Origin of the sequence: Corynebacterium sp. MSK074 (genome assembly GCF_030229735.1) — a bacterium.
In the GTDB taxonomy this organism is placed as follows: Bacteria; Actinomycetota; Actinomycetes; order Mycobacteriales; family Mycobacteriaceae; genus Corynebacterium.
Map to the genome: position 1 here is coordinate 1 of NZ_JASPIX010000009.1, position 16,202 is coordinate 16,202.

Below are 16,202 nucleotides of genomic sequence, written 5' to 3' on the forward strand. Positions count from 1 at the left end.
ATGCAATATCGAAATCAGACCCTTGAAGCCCTAACCGCCTAGAATTAAACCAGTCCAACTTTCGGGGGCCAGTTCACGTCAGCGTTGTTGGGGGCTACATTTGTAACACCAACGTCAGGTTAGACACCGCAAACTCCCGCACCCCTGGTACACGGGTGAGCCACCAAGCCCAGCTGGGATGGTAGCGGGGGAAGGCGAGTTTGAGCGCGCCGGTGCGCTGGGCCCAGGCAAGGCCGGCGGAGCAGGGGACGTCGAAAAGCGAGGTGCCAAAGACATTCTTGGGCGGATGGCCGTGGCGGCGGGTATAGCGGTCGCGGGCAAACTCGCCGCTAATGTAGTGCTCCCACAGGCCGGTCTCGTGGCCGCCAAAGGGGCCAAGCCACACCGTGTAGCTCAGGATGGTGAGGCCACCGGGGCGGGTTACGCGCAGCATCTCCTCGCCCATATCCCAGGGATTGGGGATGTGCTCAGCCACGTTAGAGGAATAGACCACGTCAAAGGAATTATCGGCAAAGGGCAGGTTGGTGCCATCGCCGCGCACGGAATTGCTCAAGTGGATACCGGCCGCCGACATTTCGCCCGCATCCGGCTCCAATCCCACGTAGCGGGCGCCGCGCCGGGCAAAGGCGTCCGCAAAATAGCCTGGGCCGCCGCCGACATCGAGCACCCGTGCCCCAGAAAGCTGCACGCCCAGGTCGCGGCCGAGGTTCTCCACCAGCGCGGCCGTATCCTCCGCGAGCCCGCCGTAAAAAATCTCCGGGTGCGTCTGCTCAAAGCGGAAGGAACGCAGCAGCTGAATGGAGCGGCGGAGCGTGGCCATCTCACGGGTATGTCTCATAACCCACTAGGCTAATACCTCACGATGAAGATTCTTTTACTATGCTGGCGCGATTCCACCCACCCGCAAGGCGGTGGCTCGGAGCGCTATTTGGAGCGCGTGGGCGAGTACCTGGCAGCCCAGGGCCACGAGGTGGTCTTTCGCACCTCCAAGCACATGAATGCCGCGCGCCGGGAGGTGCGCGACGGCGTGCGCTATAGTCGCGGCGGCGCCAAATTTGGCGTGTATCCGCGTGGTTGGGCGGCGATGCTGGCCGGCCGCCTGGGGCTGGGGGACCTGCGCGGAGTGGATGCGGTGATTGATACACAAAATGGCATCCCCTTCTTCGCTCGCCTGGTGTCTGGAGCACCGACGGTGCTGCTTACTCACCATTGCCACCGCGAACAGTGGCCGGTGGCAGGTCCACTCCTCGGCCGGCTCGGTTGGTTCCTCGAGTCCCGGGTGGCCCCGCGCGTGTATCGCGGCGCTCCCTATGTCACCGTGTCTGAGGCCTCCCGTGAGGATTTAGAGGCGCTGGGCATTAAGGGCGCGCACATCATCGCCAATGGCCTGGACCCGGTTCCGGATCACGTTCCTTCCCTGGAACGAGAGGCCGAGGTGCACCTGGTCACGCTCTCGCGCCTAGTGCCGCATAAGCAGATCGAGCATGCCATGGATACGGTGGCACAGACCCCGGGCGCGGTCCTGGACGTCATCGGCTCCGGCTGGTGGGAGGCTAACCTGCGCGCCTATGCCGAGGAGCATGGGGTAAGCGATCGCGTGCGCTTCCGCGGCCAGGTGACCGAGGACTATAAGCATGCCCTGCTCGCCCGCGCCGATGCCTTGCTTATGCCCTCGCGCAAAGAGGGATGGGGACTGGCAGTAATGGAGGCGGCCCAACATGGAGTCCCCGCCGTTGGGTATACGTTCGGCCTGCGTGACAGCGTTATTAACGGCAAGACCGGCATCCTGGTAGAGCGCGAAGAGGACTTCGTGGCGGCCACCAAGCAGCTGCTTGCCGACGCCCCACTTCGCCGCACCCTCGGCTCCAACGCGCGGGATTTTGCCGCTAGCTTCTCGTGGGAGAAGACCGGCGAGCAGTTCGCGGAATTGCTGCAAGGGCTAGTAGCGGACACGCCATCCACAAAGCGGTAAGCGCCCACGGAACCTGCGGCCGCGGCGCGTTCGTTTCCGCGGCTATGGCACCGTCCATCACGACTACGCCAACGCCGATCTCGGCCAACCGGTCCATATCGTGCTCTTCCCACGCGCGCAGTGCCGCCCGGTACGGCGGGGAGGCTTGGTCCACCACGGTCCCGTCTACGCTTAATTCCCCCGATTCCACCATGGCCACCGCCTTGGAGTAGGGGTCGACGGCCACGCCGCCGGGAACCTCCACGAGGTTGGCGCGTTCTGGGAAGAAGGCCACGCGGCCGTCAATCGCGCGCACCAACTGCTCATCTATCCCCGTATCCCGCGGTGCGAGCACTGCGAGGCGTCCCGGAACGGGCAGCAGCTGCACGGTCGCAGCCACGGTGGCCAGTGCCGCTGGCAGATTCGGCAGCGCCCCCAGCGAGGCCACATAGAGCGGCAACGCCAACATGGTCAGTTTCCCGCTATCGCGCAGCAGCGCCGCCCCCGGTACGTGATCGATGGACCACACCAGAGCGCCGGGAACCAGCCAGAAGAACATCGTCCCGCCGAGCCCTATCGCCGCGAGGACGCTTAACCGCGCGGGAACCCGCCACGCCCCGAGCAAGGCGATGACTGCCACGATGACACCGCACACAGCGAACCCGATGGCCGCTTCCGCATTCCATATGCCGCCGAGTCGCAGCAGCGCGCCCGCGGTGCCGACGTAGTCTTCTGCCCGCGGGCCAAACGCGGCCACCGCCGCTGCGGTATCGCCGGGTGCGGCGGGATTGAACATGCCCGGAATGGCCCACGGCAAACACAAGACCACGCCGCCGAGGGCTACCCGCTTGCGGCAGGTCACCGCCGCGGTCACCACGGCAAAGAGACCACCCGTAGGGGTAAGCGATGCTCCCCACATGGCCAGCCACGCCACCCAGCTGCGTTGCTTTCCGGCCCACGCGATGACCGGCAGCAGCCACGCAGCGACCGCAAGCGACCACTGGCCCTGCAGGAGACGCTCGATGACGAAGGGATTGGCCACCGCCACTGCCATCGCGCTCACCGCGGCGACCGTAGAGCGCGCCCAGCGCGCCGCGGTGAGCGCGGAGGACGCGGCGGCGGCAAAAATGAGCACCCGTGCCGCCCACGCGCCGCCCACGAGAGCGAGGAAACCGTCTTGCGGTGCGTTGCGGGCGGGCAGACTGCCGCCACCAAAGGCAGAAGGGGAAAGGGCCGGATGGTCAAGCAACGCCATATCGCGCCACAAGAACTCGCCGGGCAAGGCAAAGGGCCAGCACACCGCGGCCACGAGGAGGGTGCCCCAGATAAGGAGTAAAAGACGCCTAGCCTTCACGGTGGCGGCGCATGTACATATAGGCGGCACAGAGCAATAGACCAACGCCGATGGCCTTGCCGGCCCATCCGACCACCATCAAGGCGCGAATGGTGCGAATGACCGGGCGCACCTCATTAAGGCGCTCCGCGCGGGTCTCATCGGACCAGCGCAGATCAGCGGCAAGGATGGAGCGGTCTTCTGTATCGTCATTCGCCACCATGGTGCCGGCCTGCTTTTCGTCCGCGGCGAAGAAGATTTTGATGTTCTCGCGCAGGTCCACCATGGTGCCGGTGGTCGGCTCGACGGAGATATCGCGGCCGATGGTGTAGAAGGGCTCGACCGTGACTCGGTCAGTGGCATCCAAGCCGAGGAGCTCGCGTGACTCGGCGTCGTAGAACCGCTTCGCTGGCCCGGAGATGCGGAAATCCTCGGCCGCTAGCTGCTTATCGCCGGTGCCGGTATCGACCTCGGCGGTAATGCTTTTGCGCATATCAGCCAAGGAAATGGGCTGGATATCGTGGTGGAAAGAATAGGTAGGGATACCGTCGAGCTTTTCCGTCGTGGTGAAGTCCACCGCCGTGGAGGATTGCGTCGCTAGATCGAAAAACGGATAGGAGCGCTGCTCGGTACCGGAGGGAAAGAAGTAGTTGATTCCATCGCGCTCGAAGTCGGTGCGGGCCATGCCGGTATCCAGCGCCGGTAGCACAAACTTCCATTTATCCTTTGGCGCAGCAACTGGGTAGGTGGACTCGCGGTTCAACACGGAATGCTCCGTGATTCGGGCAAGGGGAGTATTGCCGGCGAGCAGGCGAGAGAGCGAATCGGAGTTAGCGAGCGCATCATCTTCTGCCACCTCAGAGGTGGTGGTATTGCGCTCGATAGTAAGCAGGTCGTGGTGCAGGTAGCACCACATGGGTGCCTGTTTTTCCTGGCACTGCGGGTCTTTGCTATCGCCGGTGGCTTTGGCCCCGGCGATAAACTCGGGCGCATCCATCCACACGCCAGCCGACGGCGCGGTGACGGTGTTGATGTTTTGGTCGAAGGCCAGCGGCCGGGTTTGGTTGTTATACAGAGGCGGCACCACGGTACCCAGCACCAAGAAAATGACGGCGGCAATGACAACCCACGCCAGTGGCGAGCGTGGCCAAAGGTAGCGTTTCATTGCAGTAGTATGTCCAATCAGTTTCAGGTCGATCCGGGGTTAGGAGCAAGCGTGCAGCCGCAGGCATCTGTGAAAAGCGTACCCCAGCATCTGCCGGAGCTGGACGGTCTACGCGCGGTCGCCTCCCTTGGAATCATTGTCACCCACGTGTCTTTTCAGACCGGAACCGGGTGGGGCTTTGCGGGGCGCTTCGACTTTTTTGTCGCCGTTTTCTTTGCGCTTAGTGCCTTCCTGCTGTGGCGCCGCCGCGGCTTGCACACCTTATCCGGCTACGGGCGCTCGCGCGTGGCGCGCCTGTTACCGGCTTATTATGCCTGCGTGGTGGCGGTGATGCTTCTGCTTCCCGACGCCCACTCGCTCACCCTCACTCAACTGCTGAGTAACCTCACGTCCACCCAGATTTATGTGGTGGACGGGTTAGCGCCGGGGCTTACCCACCTGTGGTCGCTATGCGTGGAGTTCTTCTTCTACCTTGCCCTGCCTGTGTTGGTGTGGCTTCTTGGAACGCTGCCGCGGCGCTGGCGGGTAGCAGCCATCGCGCTGGGCGCCGTTGTTAGCTGGTCCTGGGGTTTTGTTCCCTTTGTGGCCGATTACGCCAAGGATCAGGTCAATTCGCAGATTTGGCCGCCGGCATATGCTTCGTGGTTTGCCGTGGGAATGTTGGCCGCGGAGTGCGAAGAAGCTGGTGTTAGCCGGCGCGTGCAGCGCGTGTTGCGGCCGCGCTGGGCATGGTGGCTCGTGGCAGCGGTGGTGCTGTGGCTTGCCAGCCGTGAGTGGTTCGGGCCGCAGGGGCTGGTGCATCCAGAGCCAGGTGAATTTTCCCGCCGGATCATTGCGGGAGCGGCCTTTGCCGCCGTCGTAGTGATCCCGGTAGCGCTCGCCCCACGGGATAAGTCCTGGCTGACCAGCCCGCTCATGCAGGCACTGGGCGCGTGGTCCTATTCCATCTTCTTGTGGCATGTGGCCATTCTGGGACTGGCGTTTCCGCTTACCGGGGTGCCGCTGTTTAGCGGGAAGCCCCTGGACTTTTGGGTGATGCTGGCCGTAACGGTGGTGGCCACCGTGGTGGTCTCGGCCGCGAGCTATACGCTCATCGAGCGTCCCGGCCGGGATCTTCTCCTCGGTCGGAGGCGAAAAGACAGGCCACGCCCGCGGCACACAAGCAGCTAAGCAGGAGCGAATCGCCCGCATAGGATCCTGATGTCCACGGCGCGCGGGCGAGGATCGCCCCGGCCGCCGCCACGACACCGGGCGCGAGGTAGGCGCGTGGGATGGTGGTCCAGCGCAGCACTAACCAAGCGGCAATGGCCGCGACCGCGGCCGGCCAGCCGGTGAGGGCCAGCGCGCCGAGCGCGACCACGGCCGAGACAGCGCCGCCGCGCGGCGCGCGCCAAGTGGGCTGGGACGGGCGCCGCGCGGCCGCCAGGATGCACAGGCCGAGGGCAAGTAACCCCAGCGCACCGCCGAAGAGGAGGGTGGCGCGGTAAACCGGTTGGGCGCTAAAGGTCATGCGGAAGTCACCGGAGCGGCCGGCCGGAATGACAAAAGCTTGGGTGGCCGCATCGATCTCGCGCGGGGTGAGCTCTTCCTCGCCTAGGTAGCCGCGCAAGCCCTTATTGAAGGCGCGACCGGTGACCAAGAGACGATCCTCATCAGTGGCTGCAATCGAGTACCCGGTGGGCTCGGAAGAGCCTGCTGGTTGCCAGCCCTCCTCGCGCAGGCTTACCCACGGCCCCGTGGTGCGCACGCGGTGCGTGCCAGGAGTAAGGGTGAGGGAATCGCCGGGGGAGTAGCGGTGGGCGTCGATAAGCACGGGCTTGGTGGAATCCACCGTCACGCGCATGGGGCGCGGCGCTGTGAAATCGCGGATGAGCACGCCGGTATCCTGCAGCATGCGCTGGAAAAAGAATTGGTGCACGTCAGGGGAGGTATCCGGGACGGTCACCACGCGCTCGACCGGCTGGCCTTCCACCCCTAACTCCGCGATGCCGGTGCGGTGGGATAGCTCCACGCGGATGGACTCGGTATCGCCGCCGGGAACGCGGACTTCCTGCGAGCGGAAGGGCTGCAAGTCCACGTCTACGGCCGCGCTGCCAGAGCGCACGGTCACCGTGGTGGCGCTGGTGGCCATGAGCTTGAGGCGCGGCTGGGTGAATTCGCCGCGCAGTTCAATCCACCCGGCATCATCGCCCGGCGCGGGCCACCAAGCGGTGGAGTTTTCCCCATCCACCGCGGCCGTGGCGGACTTTTCCGGCTGTGCCCCGCCGAATGCCGTGGCATCGGCGGCCGAGGAGGAGACCGCCACCGAACCACCGTGGGTTTCCACCTGGGTAAGCGGCCCAGCGGAGGGATAGTCGCGCAGGCGGTTATTCACGTGGCTGGGATCGTCTGCCGCCAGGGGTGCGGAGATGGGGCCATCGAGGGTGCCGTAGTTGCGGTCTGTGAGCGTCGGGGTATCGGTGACGATATCGGCGTCGCGATCGACGAGCTGTCGGGTGGTGGGGGTGGAGTGGGCGTCGAGAAGCGCCAGGGCTTCCCCACCGCCGGCCACGCGCACTGGATCTGTAGGTCCTAAGGACATGCCGGCGTGGTTGAGCAGGATGACATCGACTTCGCCGAAGCGATGGACTTCGCCGCCAAACTTGCTGGCCAGCGCCTCGTCCTCGCCGGTGAAGAGATCGTGGCGCACCATGACCGCGCCGAGGCCCAGGCGCTGAAGGGAGCGCACGCCGGTAGCCGGATCTTCCTTGAGTGCGGCCATGACGCCGTCGAGCCCGCGGATGGCCTCTGGGGGCACGAGCGGAATGGCATCGCGCACGGCCCAAGGGACATCGAGCAGCGGCTGGGCCGGCTCGTCGCGCGTCCACCCCCAGGTCTGCCGGGCAAAGGACGCCTCTGGGTAGATAAGGGTGCGGGTATCGGCGGCATGGGTATTGATAAAGTCCGTGGCCTCGTGCCAGTAGGAGGGCACCTCTTTATAGGCACCCAGCGGCAGCAAGCGCTGTGACCATGCCGGGGAGACCACCGCGATGCACAACAGCAGCGTCAGTGCACCCACCGTCTGCCTCTTGGTGGGGCGCAAACTCCTCGGTAGTGGAAGATGGGCGCAGGCGCGAGCCACGCCTAACAGCAGCGGGATGCGCACCAGCGGATCGAATTTATGCAGGTTGCGCAGCGCGGCCAGCGGTCCATCGAGCGCATCGAGGTACCACGCCACCTGGCAGCCCAGCACAGCGATGCCCACCACCAGCATGACGGACCACACGCGCGGCAGCTTGGTGAGCCCGTACATGCCCACGGCTGCGATTCCCATGGTGACCAGCACAAAGAAGGACTCGGTGGCTAGCTCATAGCCGGCAACGCGCTCGGTATCGACAAACGGCGTCCAGCTCGTGGTGCCGCGCAGAATCTCGGGCAAGTTAAGCCAGCGCGTGGTCACGCGGGCGGACTCGATGAATTCCGTAAACGGCGGGGCATAGCGGCCAAGCACGACGAGCGGGCCGATCCACCAAGCCGATACCGCGAGGCATCCTAAGAGCCAGGCCGCGCCGGGCGTGAAGGCGCGGCGGTAGAGCAGGACTACAGCGGCCGGGATACACGCCGCGATGGTCGCGGTGGCATTGACCGCGCCCATCAGCGCTACGGGGATGGTGGCCGCGGCGGCATCGCGCCAGGTGAGCTTGGCATTAAGGAAGGACAGGATAACCCAGGGGGCCAGCATGACCGGCCAGGTCTCAGAAGAAATGGCGGTCAGGGTAGAAAGCGCGCGAGGCGAGAGCGCGTAGAGCATCGCTGCCACCCAGACCCACCAGCCACGCAGGCCCACCTTGCAGGCGAGCTTATGGAAGCCGATGAAGCCGACGCTTAAGACCAGCAGCCACCAGAGGCGCTGGGCCACCCAATCGGGCAGGGGCTGGGTTAAAACGAAGAAAGGTCCCTGGGGAAAGAGATAGCCATAGGCCTGATTCTGTAGCTGCCCCAGGGTAAAGGTATCCGTATAAGCACTGAGCGCCCCGCGGAGAAAGTGCAGCGGATTGGCCGCCAGATCATGCTTGGTATCGGCCGCCGTCAACCCCCACGGCTGCACGAGAAGGATGAGCGCTAGGGCAAAAATCCCCAGCGGGTAGGGGCGGGCAAGCCGCCCGCGGTGGGTACGCACACCTAGTTGCGGGATCCGTACTCAGGGCCGCCCAAAACCGCATCGGAAGCAGAAACCGCATTGCCTTCCGGCACGGTATCGGTGCCGGAGAATTGTGCTATGCCGATGATGGTGATGACGCCGAGCGCGATGCCCACAACAGCGCTACCGATGGCAGGGCCAAGGGTGCGCTTGTTCAAAGAATCGGTTTCCAGAGCCATGGCTAAAGATATTAGCAGCTATTTAGAAGTATTCTGCCTCATCATCGTCCGCGTCATCCTCGTTTTCCTGCGGCACGATGAAGACGGGAAGGCCGGCATTGCGCACAATCTGGTCGGCGGTGGAGTTGGTCCACCACGCGCGGAAGCCGGTCAGGGCGCGGGTACCGGTCACGATGACGTCCACGTCCAGCTCATGCGCGGCATCAATGATGGCGGAGGAGATGGTGGTGGCGGATTCCACCAGGTGGGCGCGGCCGGCTAGGCCCAGGCTTTCGGCCAGCTCGATGCCTTGGCGACAAATCTTCAGTGCCTCCTCATAGGCCGGATCCTCTTCGACGCGGTCCGGGGAAACGGTGGACTGGTGCATTCCGGTGCGGCTGACGGCGCGTGCGGTCTGCCGGGCTACCGGCTCCCAGGCGGTGAGGATTTCTACCGTGGTGGGCCGCAGCAGCTGGGCCGCGTACTCGAGGGCGCGGCCGGCTCGTTCGGTGCCATCGTAGGCAATTAGCATTGTCTCGCCGTTACTCATGTCACTAGTCTACCCACCGCTTGCGACAGAACGCGAGGAATATTGCACACTAGAAGGCATGAAAACTCCGCGCATCCTTGCCAGCCTCGCCCTCGTGACGGCCTTGGGAGCCTGCTCTACCTCCACCCAGGAGGACAACGAGAGCCAGGACTCCACCACTCCGGCTGCGTCGAGCTCACCTGCCGCAACGCATGAAACGCACGAAGAGACCTCGCAGGAGGCCGCCCCGCAGCAGGACATCCGCGCCATGGCTGCCTCTGTGCTGATGCCGCCGGTCACCAACTACGACGACGCTAAGGCCAAGCTGGAGGCAGGTGTGGGCGGAATCTTTATTCCCAGCTGGGCGGATCCAAACCTGCTGCAGGAAGAGGGTCGCGACATTAATGCCCTGCGCCAAGAGGTGGGCCGCGACTTTGAGGTCTCTATCGATTTTGAGGGCGGGCGCGTGCAGCGGTTTTCCGACGTCCTCGGGGAGTACCCTTCCCCGCAACAGATGGCGGCCGAGCGTTCCCCACAAGAGGTGGAGCAGCTTGCGCACGAGATGGGCACGAGCCTGAAGGCGCATGGCATCAACGTGGACTTTGCACCGGTGCTCGACGTCGATGGCAATGGCCTAGAGGTGGTGGGAGATCGATCCTTTTCCACCGATCCGGTCCAAGCAAGCGAGTATGGCGCGGCCTTTGCCCGCGGGCTGGATTCCGCCGGGGTCAAGGCCGTGTTCAAGCATTTCCCGGGCCACGGCCGCGCCTCTGGCGATACCCACCTGGCTGAGGCCGTTACCCCGCCGCTAGAAGAACTAGAAGGCCACGAGTTCATTCCTTTTAAAACCGCTCTCCCTCAAGCGCCCAATGCCGCGCTCATGATGGGCCACCTCGCAGTGCCCGGCTTGGGCGATGGTCAGACTCCCGCTTCTATCCTGCCGGAGGCCTATGGCCTAGCCCGCGAGACCCTGCAGTACGACGGGCCCATCTATACCGATGACATCGGCGGCATGAAGGCGATTGCAGATTCGCTCCCGCTTGCCGACGCCGTCGTGACCTCCCTCAATGCCGGAGCCGACATGCCCTTGTGGTCCACCGAAGGCGATATTAATGCGGTGATTGACGCCGTCGTCGGCGCCGTCAACGGCGGCCGCCTGCCACTCGAACGCCTTGCGGACGCGGCTCGCCATGTCAGCGCTCCCCCGGCCGGAACTGCACCCGAGCCAGCACAAGACTAGGAAAAACGCCACTAAAACCGTTAACCTTTAAGGCGTGAAAAAGGCAGAAGGAAAAAACGGTGCTAAAGGCTGGCTCATCGCGCTCGGCGCATTGGTCGGCCTTGTCCTGATCGCGGGCATTGCTTATGCCTGGGATGTCGCGGCCAACCAGGACAAGATTCCGCGCGCCGTTTCCGTCAACGGCGTGGATATCTCCGCCATGGATCGCACCGCCGCCGTGGAGAAGCTCGAAGACGAGCTTGCGGGCGTAGAAACCGAGCCCGTGAGCGTCACCTCCGGCGATCTGCACACCGATCTGGTCCCTTCCGAGTCGGGCCTCGCCCTGGACAACCAGCGCGCCGTGGACAATATTGAGGAGCCTTCCCTCAATCCTTTTACCCGCCTGTATAGCTTCTTCCGCTCCACCCGGGATATTCCGGTAGAAACCAACGTGGACGAGGCCCAACTTCAGCCGGCCTTGGACCGCGTGAAGAAGGATCTCTCCACCGATCCAGTCGATGGCATGTTGGAGCTCAACAATGGTGAGCTCAAGGTCACCGACCCCAAGCTCGGCCAAACCGTGGATGCCGGCTCCCTGCACAATGCGGTTACGGATAATTGGCTCGATTCCGAGGGAGTAAACGTGGACCCAGAAGAAGTAGAGCCGGCCATCAATGATGAAGCTATCGAGGCCATGCGCACCGGCGATGCCGCCAAGGCGCTGGATAATCCCATTACATTGAAGGCCAAGAATAATGTCACCGCTACCCTGAATAAGCCGGAAATCTCCCAGTTCACCAGCATTGAAAAGAAAGACGGCAAGCTCAAGCTCGCCGTGGATACCAACCGCGCGCAGGAGCTGCTGGCCGAGCGCTCCGAGGGCGCCGATGTCCCCGGCGTAAATGCCAAGATTTCCTTCAACGGCAACGACAAGCAGATCACCCCGTCCGAAGACGGCGAGATCATCGACTGGGAGCCGACCATGAAAGACTTTGACAAGCGCGTGACCGGCGATGACCGCGAGTGGGATGCTACCTACAAGCCGGACCCAGCTGAGTTCACCACCGACGATGCCAAGAAGGCGACCTTCAACGACACCGTGGGCGAGTTCACCACCGAGGGCTACTCCGCTGCCTCCGGCAAGAATATCGAGCTGGTGGCCCAACAGGTCAACGGCGCCGTGGTCAACCCGGGTGAGACCTTCTCCCTCAACGGCCACACGGGCCCTCGCGGCACGGCACAGGGCTACGTTGAGTCCGGCATCATTATCGATGGCCACTCGGGCTCCGCCGTGGGCGGCGGCATCTCCCAGTTCGCCACCACCTTGTACAACGCTGCCTACTTTGCGGGCATGGAAGACACCGCCCACACCCCGCACTCGTACTACATTTCCCGCTACCCAGCCGGCCGCGAGGCCACCGTGTACGAGGGCGCCATCGACCTGCAGTTCACTAATACCTTCAATACCCCGGTCCGCATCGAGACCGACTTTGGTGGCGGCAAGATCACCGTGCGCCTGAAGGGCACTAAGACCGTCGACGTTGAGTCTGTGAACAACGGCCGCTGGGCCAAGACGGAGCCGCAGCGCAAGTCGGTGAGCGAGGATTGCTCGCCGTCGTCTGGCGCGCCGGGCTTCACCACCTCGGATACCCGCGTGATCAAGGACCTCTCCGGCAAGGAGATCTCCCGGGAGACCACCACCACGGTCTACGACCCGCAGCCCATCGTTACCTGCGGTTAAGCCATGACCCGGCCGATGCACACCGCGGTGAAGGACCCGGCGGACATCGATCAGCTGGCCCAGCACCCGGTTGCCTTCCGCCGCGTCGCCGGCCTGTTTCGCCCGCACCGCGGCACGCTGTTGCTGGTGGTGGCACTCATCATCGCCACCTCCGGGCTGACGGTGGTGCAGCCTTTCCTGGTGCGCCGCACCGTGGATGAGGCCATTCCTGAACACGACACCGCGCTGCTGCTGTGGCTCGTCGGCGGCATGCTGGCCATCACCGTGGTCTCCCAGGCCATCGGCGTTATCCAGTCCTTTCTGTCGGCGCGGGTGGGGCACACCATCATGCACGAGCTGCGCACGCAGGTCTTTGCCAACCTGCAGCGCCAGTCGCTGCAGTTCTTTACCAATAACCGCGGCGGTGAGATTCAGTCGCGCCTGACCAATGACATCGCGGCGATGCGCGGCATGGTGACCACAACCGCGACATCCGTGGCCAGCAACCTCACCATGACTGTGGCTACGTTGGTGGCGATGGTGGCGCTTTCGCCTACCCTCTCGCTTTTGTCCCTGGTGGTACTGCCGCCTGCAGTGTGGCTGACCCGCCGCGCCGCCGTTCTGCGCCGCAGCCTCATGGAGAAAAACAGCCGCGCGCAGGCGACGCTGCAGCAGACCATTTCGGAGAACCTGTCCGTGTCCGGCATGCGCCTGGCGGCCACGCTGGGTGCGCAGGAGCGCGTCTATGACGGCTTTGAGAAAACCTCCCGCTCCCTCATCCGTTTGGAGCTGGAATCGCAGTTGGCCGGGCGCTGGCGCATGGCGCTGACGCAAATCATCTTCGGCTTGATGCCGGCCCTGATTTACCTGGCGGCCGGCTTGCGCCCGGGCATTACGATTGGCACGCTCATCGCCTTTTCCACCCTGCAGACCCAGATCTTCCGTCCCATTACCGGCCTGCTCAACGTGGGCGCGCAGTGGGTGGCGTCGATGGCGCTGTTTAGCCGCATCTTCGAGTACCTGGACCTGGAGCCCGAACTCACCGAGGCCACCCAGCCCGCCCAGCTTGCCGACGCCTCCCTCACCCTCCAGCACGTCTCCTACCGCTACCCCGGCACCGACACCGACGCGCTTTCCGACGTCTCCCTTTCCATCCCCGCCCACACCACCACCGCGCTAGTGGGGCATACCGGGTCCGGCAAGTCCACGGTGGCCGCACTTTTTGCGCGCCTTGCCGATCCGACCGAAGGCACCGTGCACCTGGGCGGGGTCGACCTGCGCGATATTCCACCTGAGCAGCGCGCGGAGGTCATTGGCGTGGTCTCCCAGGAGACCTACCTGATTCACGGCACGGTGCGGGAGAACCTCCTCTTCGCGCAGCCGAATGCGAGTGAGGAACAGATGTGGGCGGCGCTTAACGCCGCGCGCGTGGACGAGGTCATCGCCGCGCTGCTGGAAGGTCTGGACACAGTGGTGGGCTCGCGCGGCTACCGCTTCTCCGGCGGTGAGCAGCAGCGCCTTTCGCTTGCCCGCACGTTGCTGCGCCAACCACGGGTGCTCATCTTGGATGAGGCCACCTCCGCCCTCGACAACGAGACGGAGCGCGCCATCCAGGAGGCAGTGCTTGGCGCGGATGCTACCCGCTTGGTCATCGCCCACCGCCTGTCCACTATCCGCGATGCCGACCAGATCATCGTCCCCGACGCTGGCCGCGTGGTCGAGCGCGGCACCCACGCCGAGCTGCTTGCGTGCGGCGGTGCCTATGCGGCGCTTCTTCGTGCTGTCGACGAGGCTCAGAGTACGTAGAGAGCTCTTGTCAGGAATCTTAACGCTATTAACTCTTTGGTACGTGGGCTGTTGAAGGCTGAGAATCTAAATGAGTTCAGGGTACCTTGAGCGCTCTTGGTGACGCTTCCTTTTATGGGTCATCAAAGGGGATGTTCTACCTGGTGGTATTGGCAGCATATATGGTTCGTTTCGTCGTCGTTGGAAGGTGCTCTCTGGGAAGCCACTCTCCTGCGTGAAGCTTGCATTCTATGTAACGGGTGTAAAATCGAGCAGGCTTACCCCCTTAAAGGGGCAATGTGTTCAGTTTCACACAAAACTAGATGACGTCTCGAAAGCATTAGTTGAACTGCAGAAGGAGTCTTCACGTTTGGGTGGACCGTGCGGATTCTTGAGAAGTTTAGCCGGTTTTGCGGGGGAGGAGCTTTAGTCGGGGACTTTGCCCAACACGCTGGGGTAGAATCTAGTTATGTAATCCACAGGCTATCGTTAGTTAAGGTTGGGGCCTGCGTAGACGTTTCCACCTGAAAACTACTCTCGGCAGGCGAAAGATTCTTAGCAACGAGTCAGGTCATGGTGCGTGAACCGTGGGGAATGGATTGCACACAGCCAATGAGGCGCGGTGCCTCATTTCAGAACTCGTGTAAAGGACCAGTTTCCGTGAACAAGATCTCTCGTACCGCTCGTTCAGTTGCCTTCGCTGCTATCGCCGGACTCGCTTTGGGCGTTTCCGCTCCGGGTGCACTGGCCCAGGAGAACCCTGGCGCTGAGCAGGGGGCCGTGAACAAAGCAAACATCGATTTCACTAAGAAGGGTTCGATCACCCTCTTCAAGAAGAAGGGTGCCGAGACCAATAGTCGGGCCACTGGTAAGGAAATGGCGGGCGTCCCGGGTGAGGCTCTGCCTGGTGTGACCTACAAGATCACCAAGCTCGATTACGATCTGCAGAACGGTGATTGGGCGACGTTCCCGAAGACCGCTGCTGAAGTCAAGGACGACAAGAAGACTGCGGAAACCAAGGAAGCAACCACCGACACTGATGGCAAGGCAGCTTTCACTGATCTGCCATTGGGTATCTACTTGGTAGAGGAAACTAACGCTCCGGCCGGCATCGTTGCTGGTGCTCCGTTCATCGTGTCGGTCCCGATGGTCAACGAGGCTTCCGATGCCTGGAACTACGACGTCATCGCATACCCAAAGAACACGGAGACCAAGACCGAGAAGACTGTCAAGGATGCAGATAAGAACATCCAGGACGCGTACTCCTACACCATCAATGCGGATGCTCCGACTTGGGGCGAGGGCAAGAGCCTGACTGCCTTCCGCTTCGAGGATCAGCTGGACCAGCGTTTGGACTTCCAGAAGGTCACCGAGGTCAAGGCTGGAGAGACCGCTCTGGGTGCCGGTGACTACGAGGTCAACAATCCGGCTGAGAACGGAAACAAGCTCGTCGTTAAGCTGACCGACCAGGGCCTTGCCAAGGTTAAGTCCGGTGACAAGATGTCTCTGACCTTCGAGGTCAAGCGCAAGGAAGTGGGCGACACCACTGAGCTGAAGAACCAGGCTGACGTCATCTTCAACAACCCCAACACTGGCAAAGAGGTCAGGAACAAGACCGACGAGGTCGTGACCTATCACGGCAAGCTGAAGGTTGTGAAGAAGGACGGCAAGGAGGCCGGCAAGGTCCTGGAAGGCGCTGAGTTCGAGCTCTACCAGTGCACCTCGGCCACCGACCTCGGCGAGAAACCACTGACCGTTAACGGTGCCGACAAGTGGACCACCGGCGCTGACGGCACCTTCACAATCGACGGCCTGCACGTCACCGACTTCGAGGACAGCAAGGAGGTCTCCCCGGCAACCAAGAAGTTCTGCCTGAAGGAGACCAAGGCACCGGCTGGTTACGCCGAGCTGGACAAGCCGGTGGAGATTGACTTTACCCGCGAGAACATCGCGAAGACCGGTGAGCTCGAGGGTGACGACGCCGTCACCCTTGTTTCTGAAATTGAAAACATCAAGCGCGACACCCCGAACCTGCCGATGACCGGTGGTGCCGGTGTGGGCATCCTGGCTGCTATTGGCGCAGCAATTGTTGCTGCTGGTGCTTGGTTCGCTCGTCGTACCGCGCGCAACTAATAGCCGGGCGTAGTTCCGGTGGCGCAGAC

Annotated in this window: 12 protein-coding genes; 6 read left to right on the forward strand and 6 right to left on the reverse strand. The window is 63.2% G+C overall.

The genetic code is table 11. The features are described from left to right. Positions 1 to 94 precede the first annotated feature (94 nt). Positions 95 to 838, reverse strand: a complete 744-nt coding sequence (locus QP965_RS08395; RefSeq protein ID WP_284844649.1) for a class I SAM-dependent methyltransferase — start codon at positions 836 to 838, stop codon at positions 95 to 97. A 24-nt stretch (positions 839 to 862) separates the two neighbouring features. Here QP965_RS08395 and QP965_RS08400 point away from each other — a divergent pair, with 24 nt between their 5' ends. Continuing rightward, entirely contained in the window at positions 863 to 1,972 is a 1,110-nt protein-coding gene (locus QP965_RS08400; RefSeq protein WP_284844650.1) for a glycosyltransferase family 4 protein, read from the forward strand. Here the strand turns inward: QP965_RS08400 and QP965_RS08405 are convergent. Together QP965_RS08405 and QP965_RS08410 are read right to left on the reverse strand one after the other, a co-directional pair. Beyond that, positions 1,887 to 3,305 (reverse strand): MmpA family trehalose lipid delivery protein, encoded by a 1,419-nt coding sequence (locus QP965_RS08405; protein WP_284769125.1) that lies wholly within the window; start codon positions 3,303 to 3,305, stop codon positions 1,887 to 1,889. The two genes, QP965_RS08400 and QP965_RS08405, sit on opposite strands and share 86 nt — an antisense overlap. Next, positions 3,295 to 4,449, reverse strand: coding sequence for a PorA family protein (locus QP965_RS08410; protein ID WP_150850587.1), 1,155 nt, complete (start codon positions 4,447 to 4,449; stop codon positions 3,295 to 3,297). The genes QP965_RS08405 and QP965_RS08410 overlap by 11 nt, the downstream gene beginning before the upstream one ends. A 9-nt stretch (positions 4,450 to 4,458) precedes the next feature. Between QP965_RS08410 and QP965_RS08415 the strand changes: the two genes are divergently transcribed. Then, entirely contained in the window at positions 4,459 to 5,619 is a 1,161-nt protein-coding gene (locus QP965_RS08415; RefSeq protein WP_284844651.1) for an acyltransferase family protein, read from the forward strand. Here the strand turns inward: QP965_RS08415 and QP965_RS08420 are convergent. From QP965_RS08420 to QP965_RS08430, 3 genes are read right to left on the reverse strand one after another with little or no spacing between them, the layout of a single operon-like run. After that, positions 5,540 to 8,608 (reverse strand): alpha-(1->3)-arabinofuranosyltransferase domain-containing protein, encoded by a 3,069-nt coding sequence (locus QP965_RS08420; protein ID WP_284769127.1) that lies wholly within the window; start codon positions 8,606 to 8,608, stop codon positions 5,540 to 5,542. The genes QP965_RS08415 and QP965_RS08420 overlap by 80 nt on opposite strands. Positions 8,609 to 8,610: 2 nt before the next feature. Beyond that, positions 8,611 to 8,808: a DUF2613 domain-containing protein gene (locus tag QP965_RS08425; protein ID WP_005325448.1), complete on the reverse strand. Its 198-nt coding sequence runs from the start codon at positions 8,806 to 8,808 to the stop codon at positions 8,611 to 8,613. A 22-nt stretch (positions 8,809 to 8,830) separates the two neighbouring features. Then, entirely contained in the window at positions 8,831 to 9,337 is a 507-nt protein-coding gene (locus QP965_RS08430; RefSeq protein WP_284769128.1) for a universal stress protein, read from the reverse strand. A gap of 58 nt (positions 9,338 to 9,395) precedes the next feature. Between QP965_RS08430 and QP965_RS08435 the strand changes: the two genes are divergently transcribed. From QP965_RS08435 to QP965_RS08450, 4 genes are all read left to right on the forward strand, one after another. Next, positions 9,396 to 10,556 (forward strand): glycoside hydrolase family 3 N-terminal domain-containing protein, encoded by a 1,161-nt coding sequence (locus QP965_RS08435; protein ID WP_284844652.1) that lies wholly within the window; start codon positions 9,396 to 9,398, stop codon positions 10,554 to 10,556. A 34-nt stretch (positions 10,557 to 10,590) separates the two neighbouring features. Beyond that, positions 10,591 to 12,276, forward strand: coding sequence for a VanW family protein (locus tag QP965_RS08440; RefSeq protein WP_284844653.1), 1,686 nt, complete (start codon positions 10,591 to 10,593; stop codon positions 12,274 to 12,276). Positions 12,277 to 12,279: 3 nt separating this feature from the next. Further along, the gene (locus QP965_RS08445) at positions 12,280 to 14,061 is read left to right on the forward strand and encodes an ABC transporter ATP-binding protein (RefSeq protein ID WP_284844654.1); all 1,782 of its coding nucleotides are present in this window, start codon (positions 12,280 to 12,282) and stop codon (positions 14,059 to 14,061) included. A gap of 639 nt (positions 14,062 to 14,700) precedes the next feature. Then, complete coding sequence (locus QP965_RS08450) at positions 14,701 to 16,173, forward strand: SpaH/EbpB family LPXTG-anchored major pilin (RefSeq protein ID WP_284852686.1); 1,473 nt, start codon at positions 14,701 to 14,703, stop codon at positions 16,171 to 16,173. Positions 16,174 to 16,202 lie beyond the last annotated feature (29 nt).

What these genes read in the sequence shown, in the direction of transcription:
- QP965_RS08410 (WP_150850587.1), bottom strand. Translation starts at nt 4,449, where the DNA reads ATGAAACGCTACCTTTGGCCACGCTCGCCACTGGCGTGGGTTGTCATT.
- QP965_RS08445 (WP_284844654.1), top strand. Translation starts at nt 12,280, where the DNA reads ATGACCCGGCCGATGCACACCGCGGTGAAGGACCCGGCGGACATCGAT.
- QP965_RS08400 (WP_284844650.1), top strand. Translation starts at nt 863, where the DNA reads ATGAAGATTCTTTTACTATGCTGGCGCGATTCCACCCACCCGCAAGGC.
- QP965_RS08395 (WP_284844649.1), bottom strand. Translation starts at nt 838, where the DNA reads ATGAGACATACCCGTGAGATGGCCACGCTCCGCCGCTCCATTCAGCTG.
- QP965_RS08415 (WP_284844651.1), top strand. Translation starts at nt 4,459, where the DNA reads ATGTCCAATCAGTTTCAGGTCGATCCGGGGTTAGGAGCAAGCGTGCAG.
- QP965_RS08425 (WP_005325448.1), bottom strand. Translation starts at nt 8,808, where the DNA reads ATGGCTCTGGAAACCGATTCTTTGAACAAGCGCACCCTTGGCCCTGCC.
- QP965_RS08430 (WP_284769128.1), bottom strand. Translation starts at nt 9,337, where the DNA reads ATGAGTAACGGCGAGACAATGCTAATTGCCTACGATGGCACCGAACGA.
- QP965_RS08435 (WP_284844652.1), top strand. Translation starts at nt 9,396, where the DNA reads ATGAAAACTCCGCGCATCCTTGCCAGCCTCGCCCTCGTGACGGCCTTG.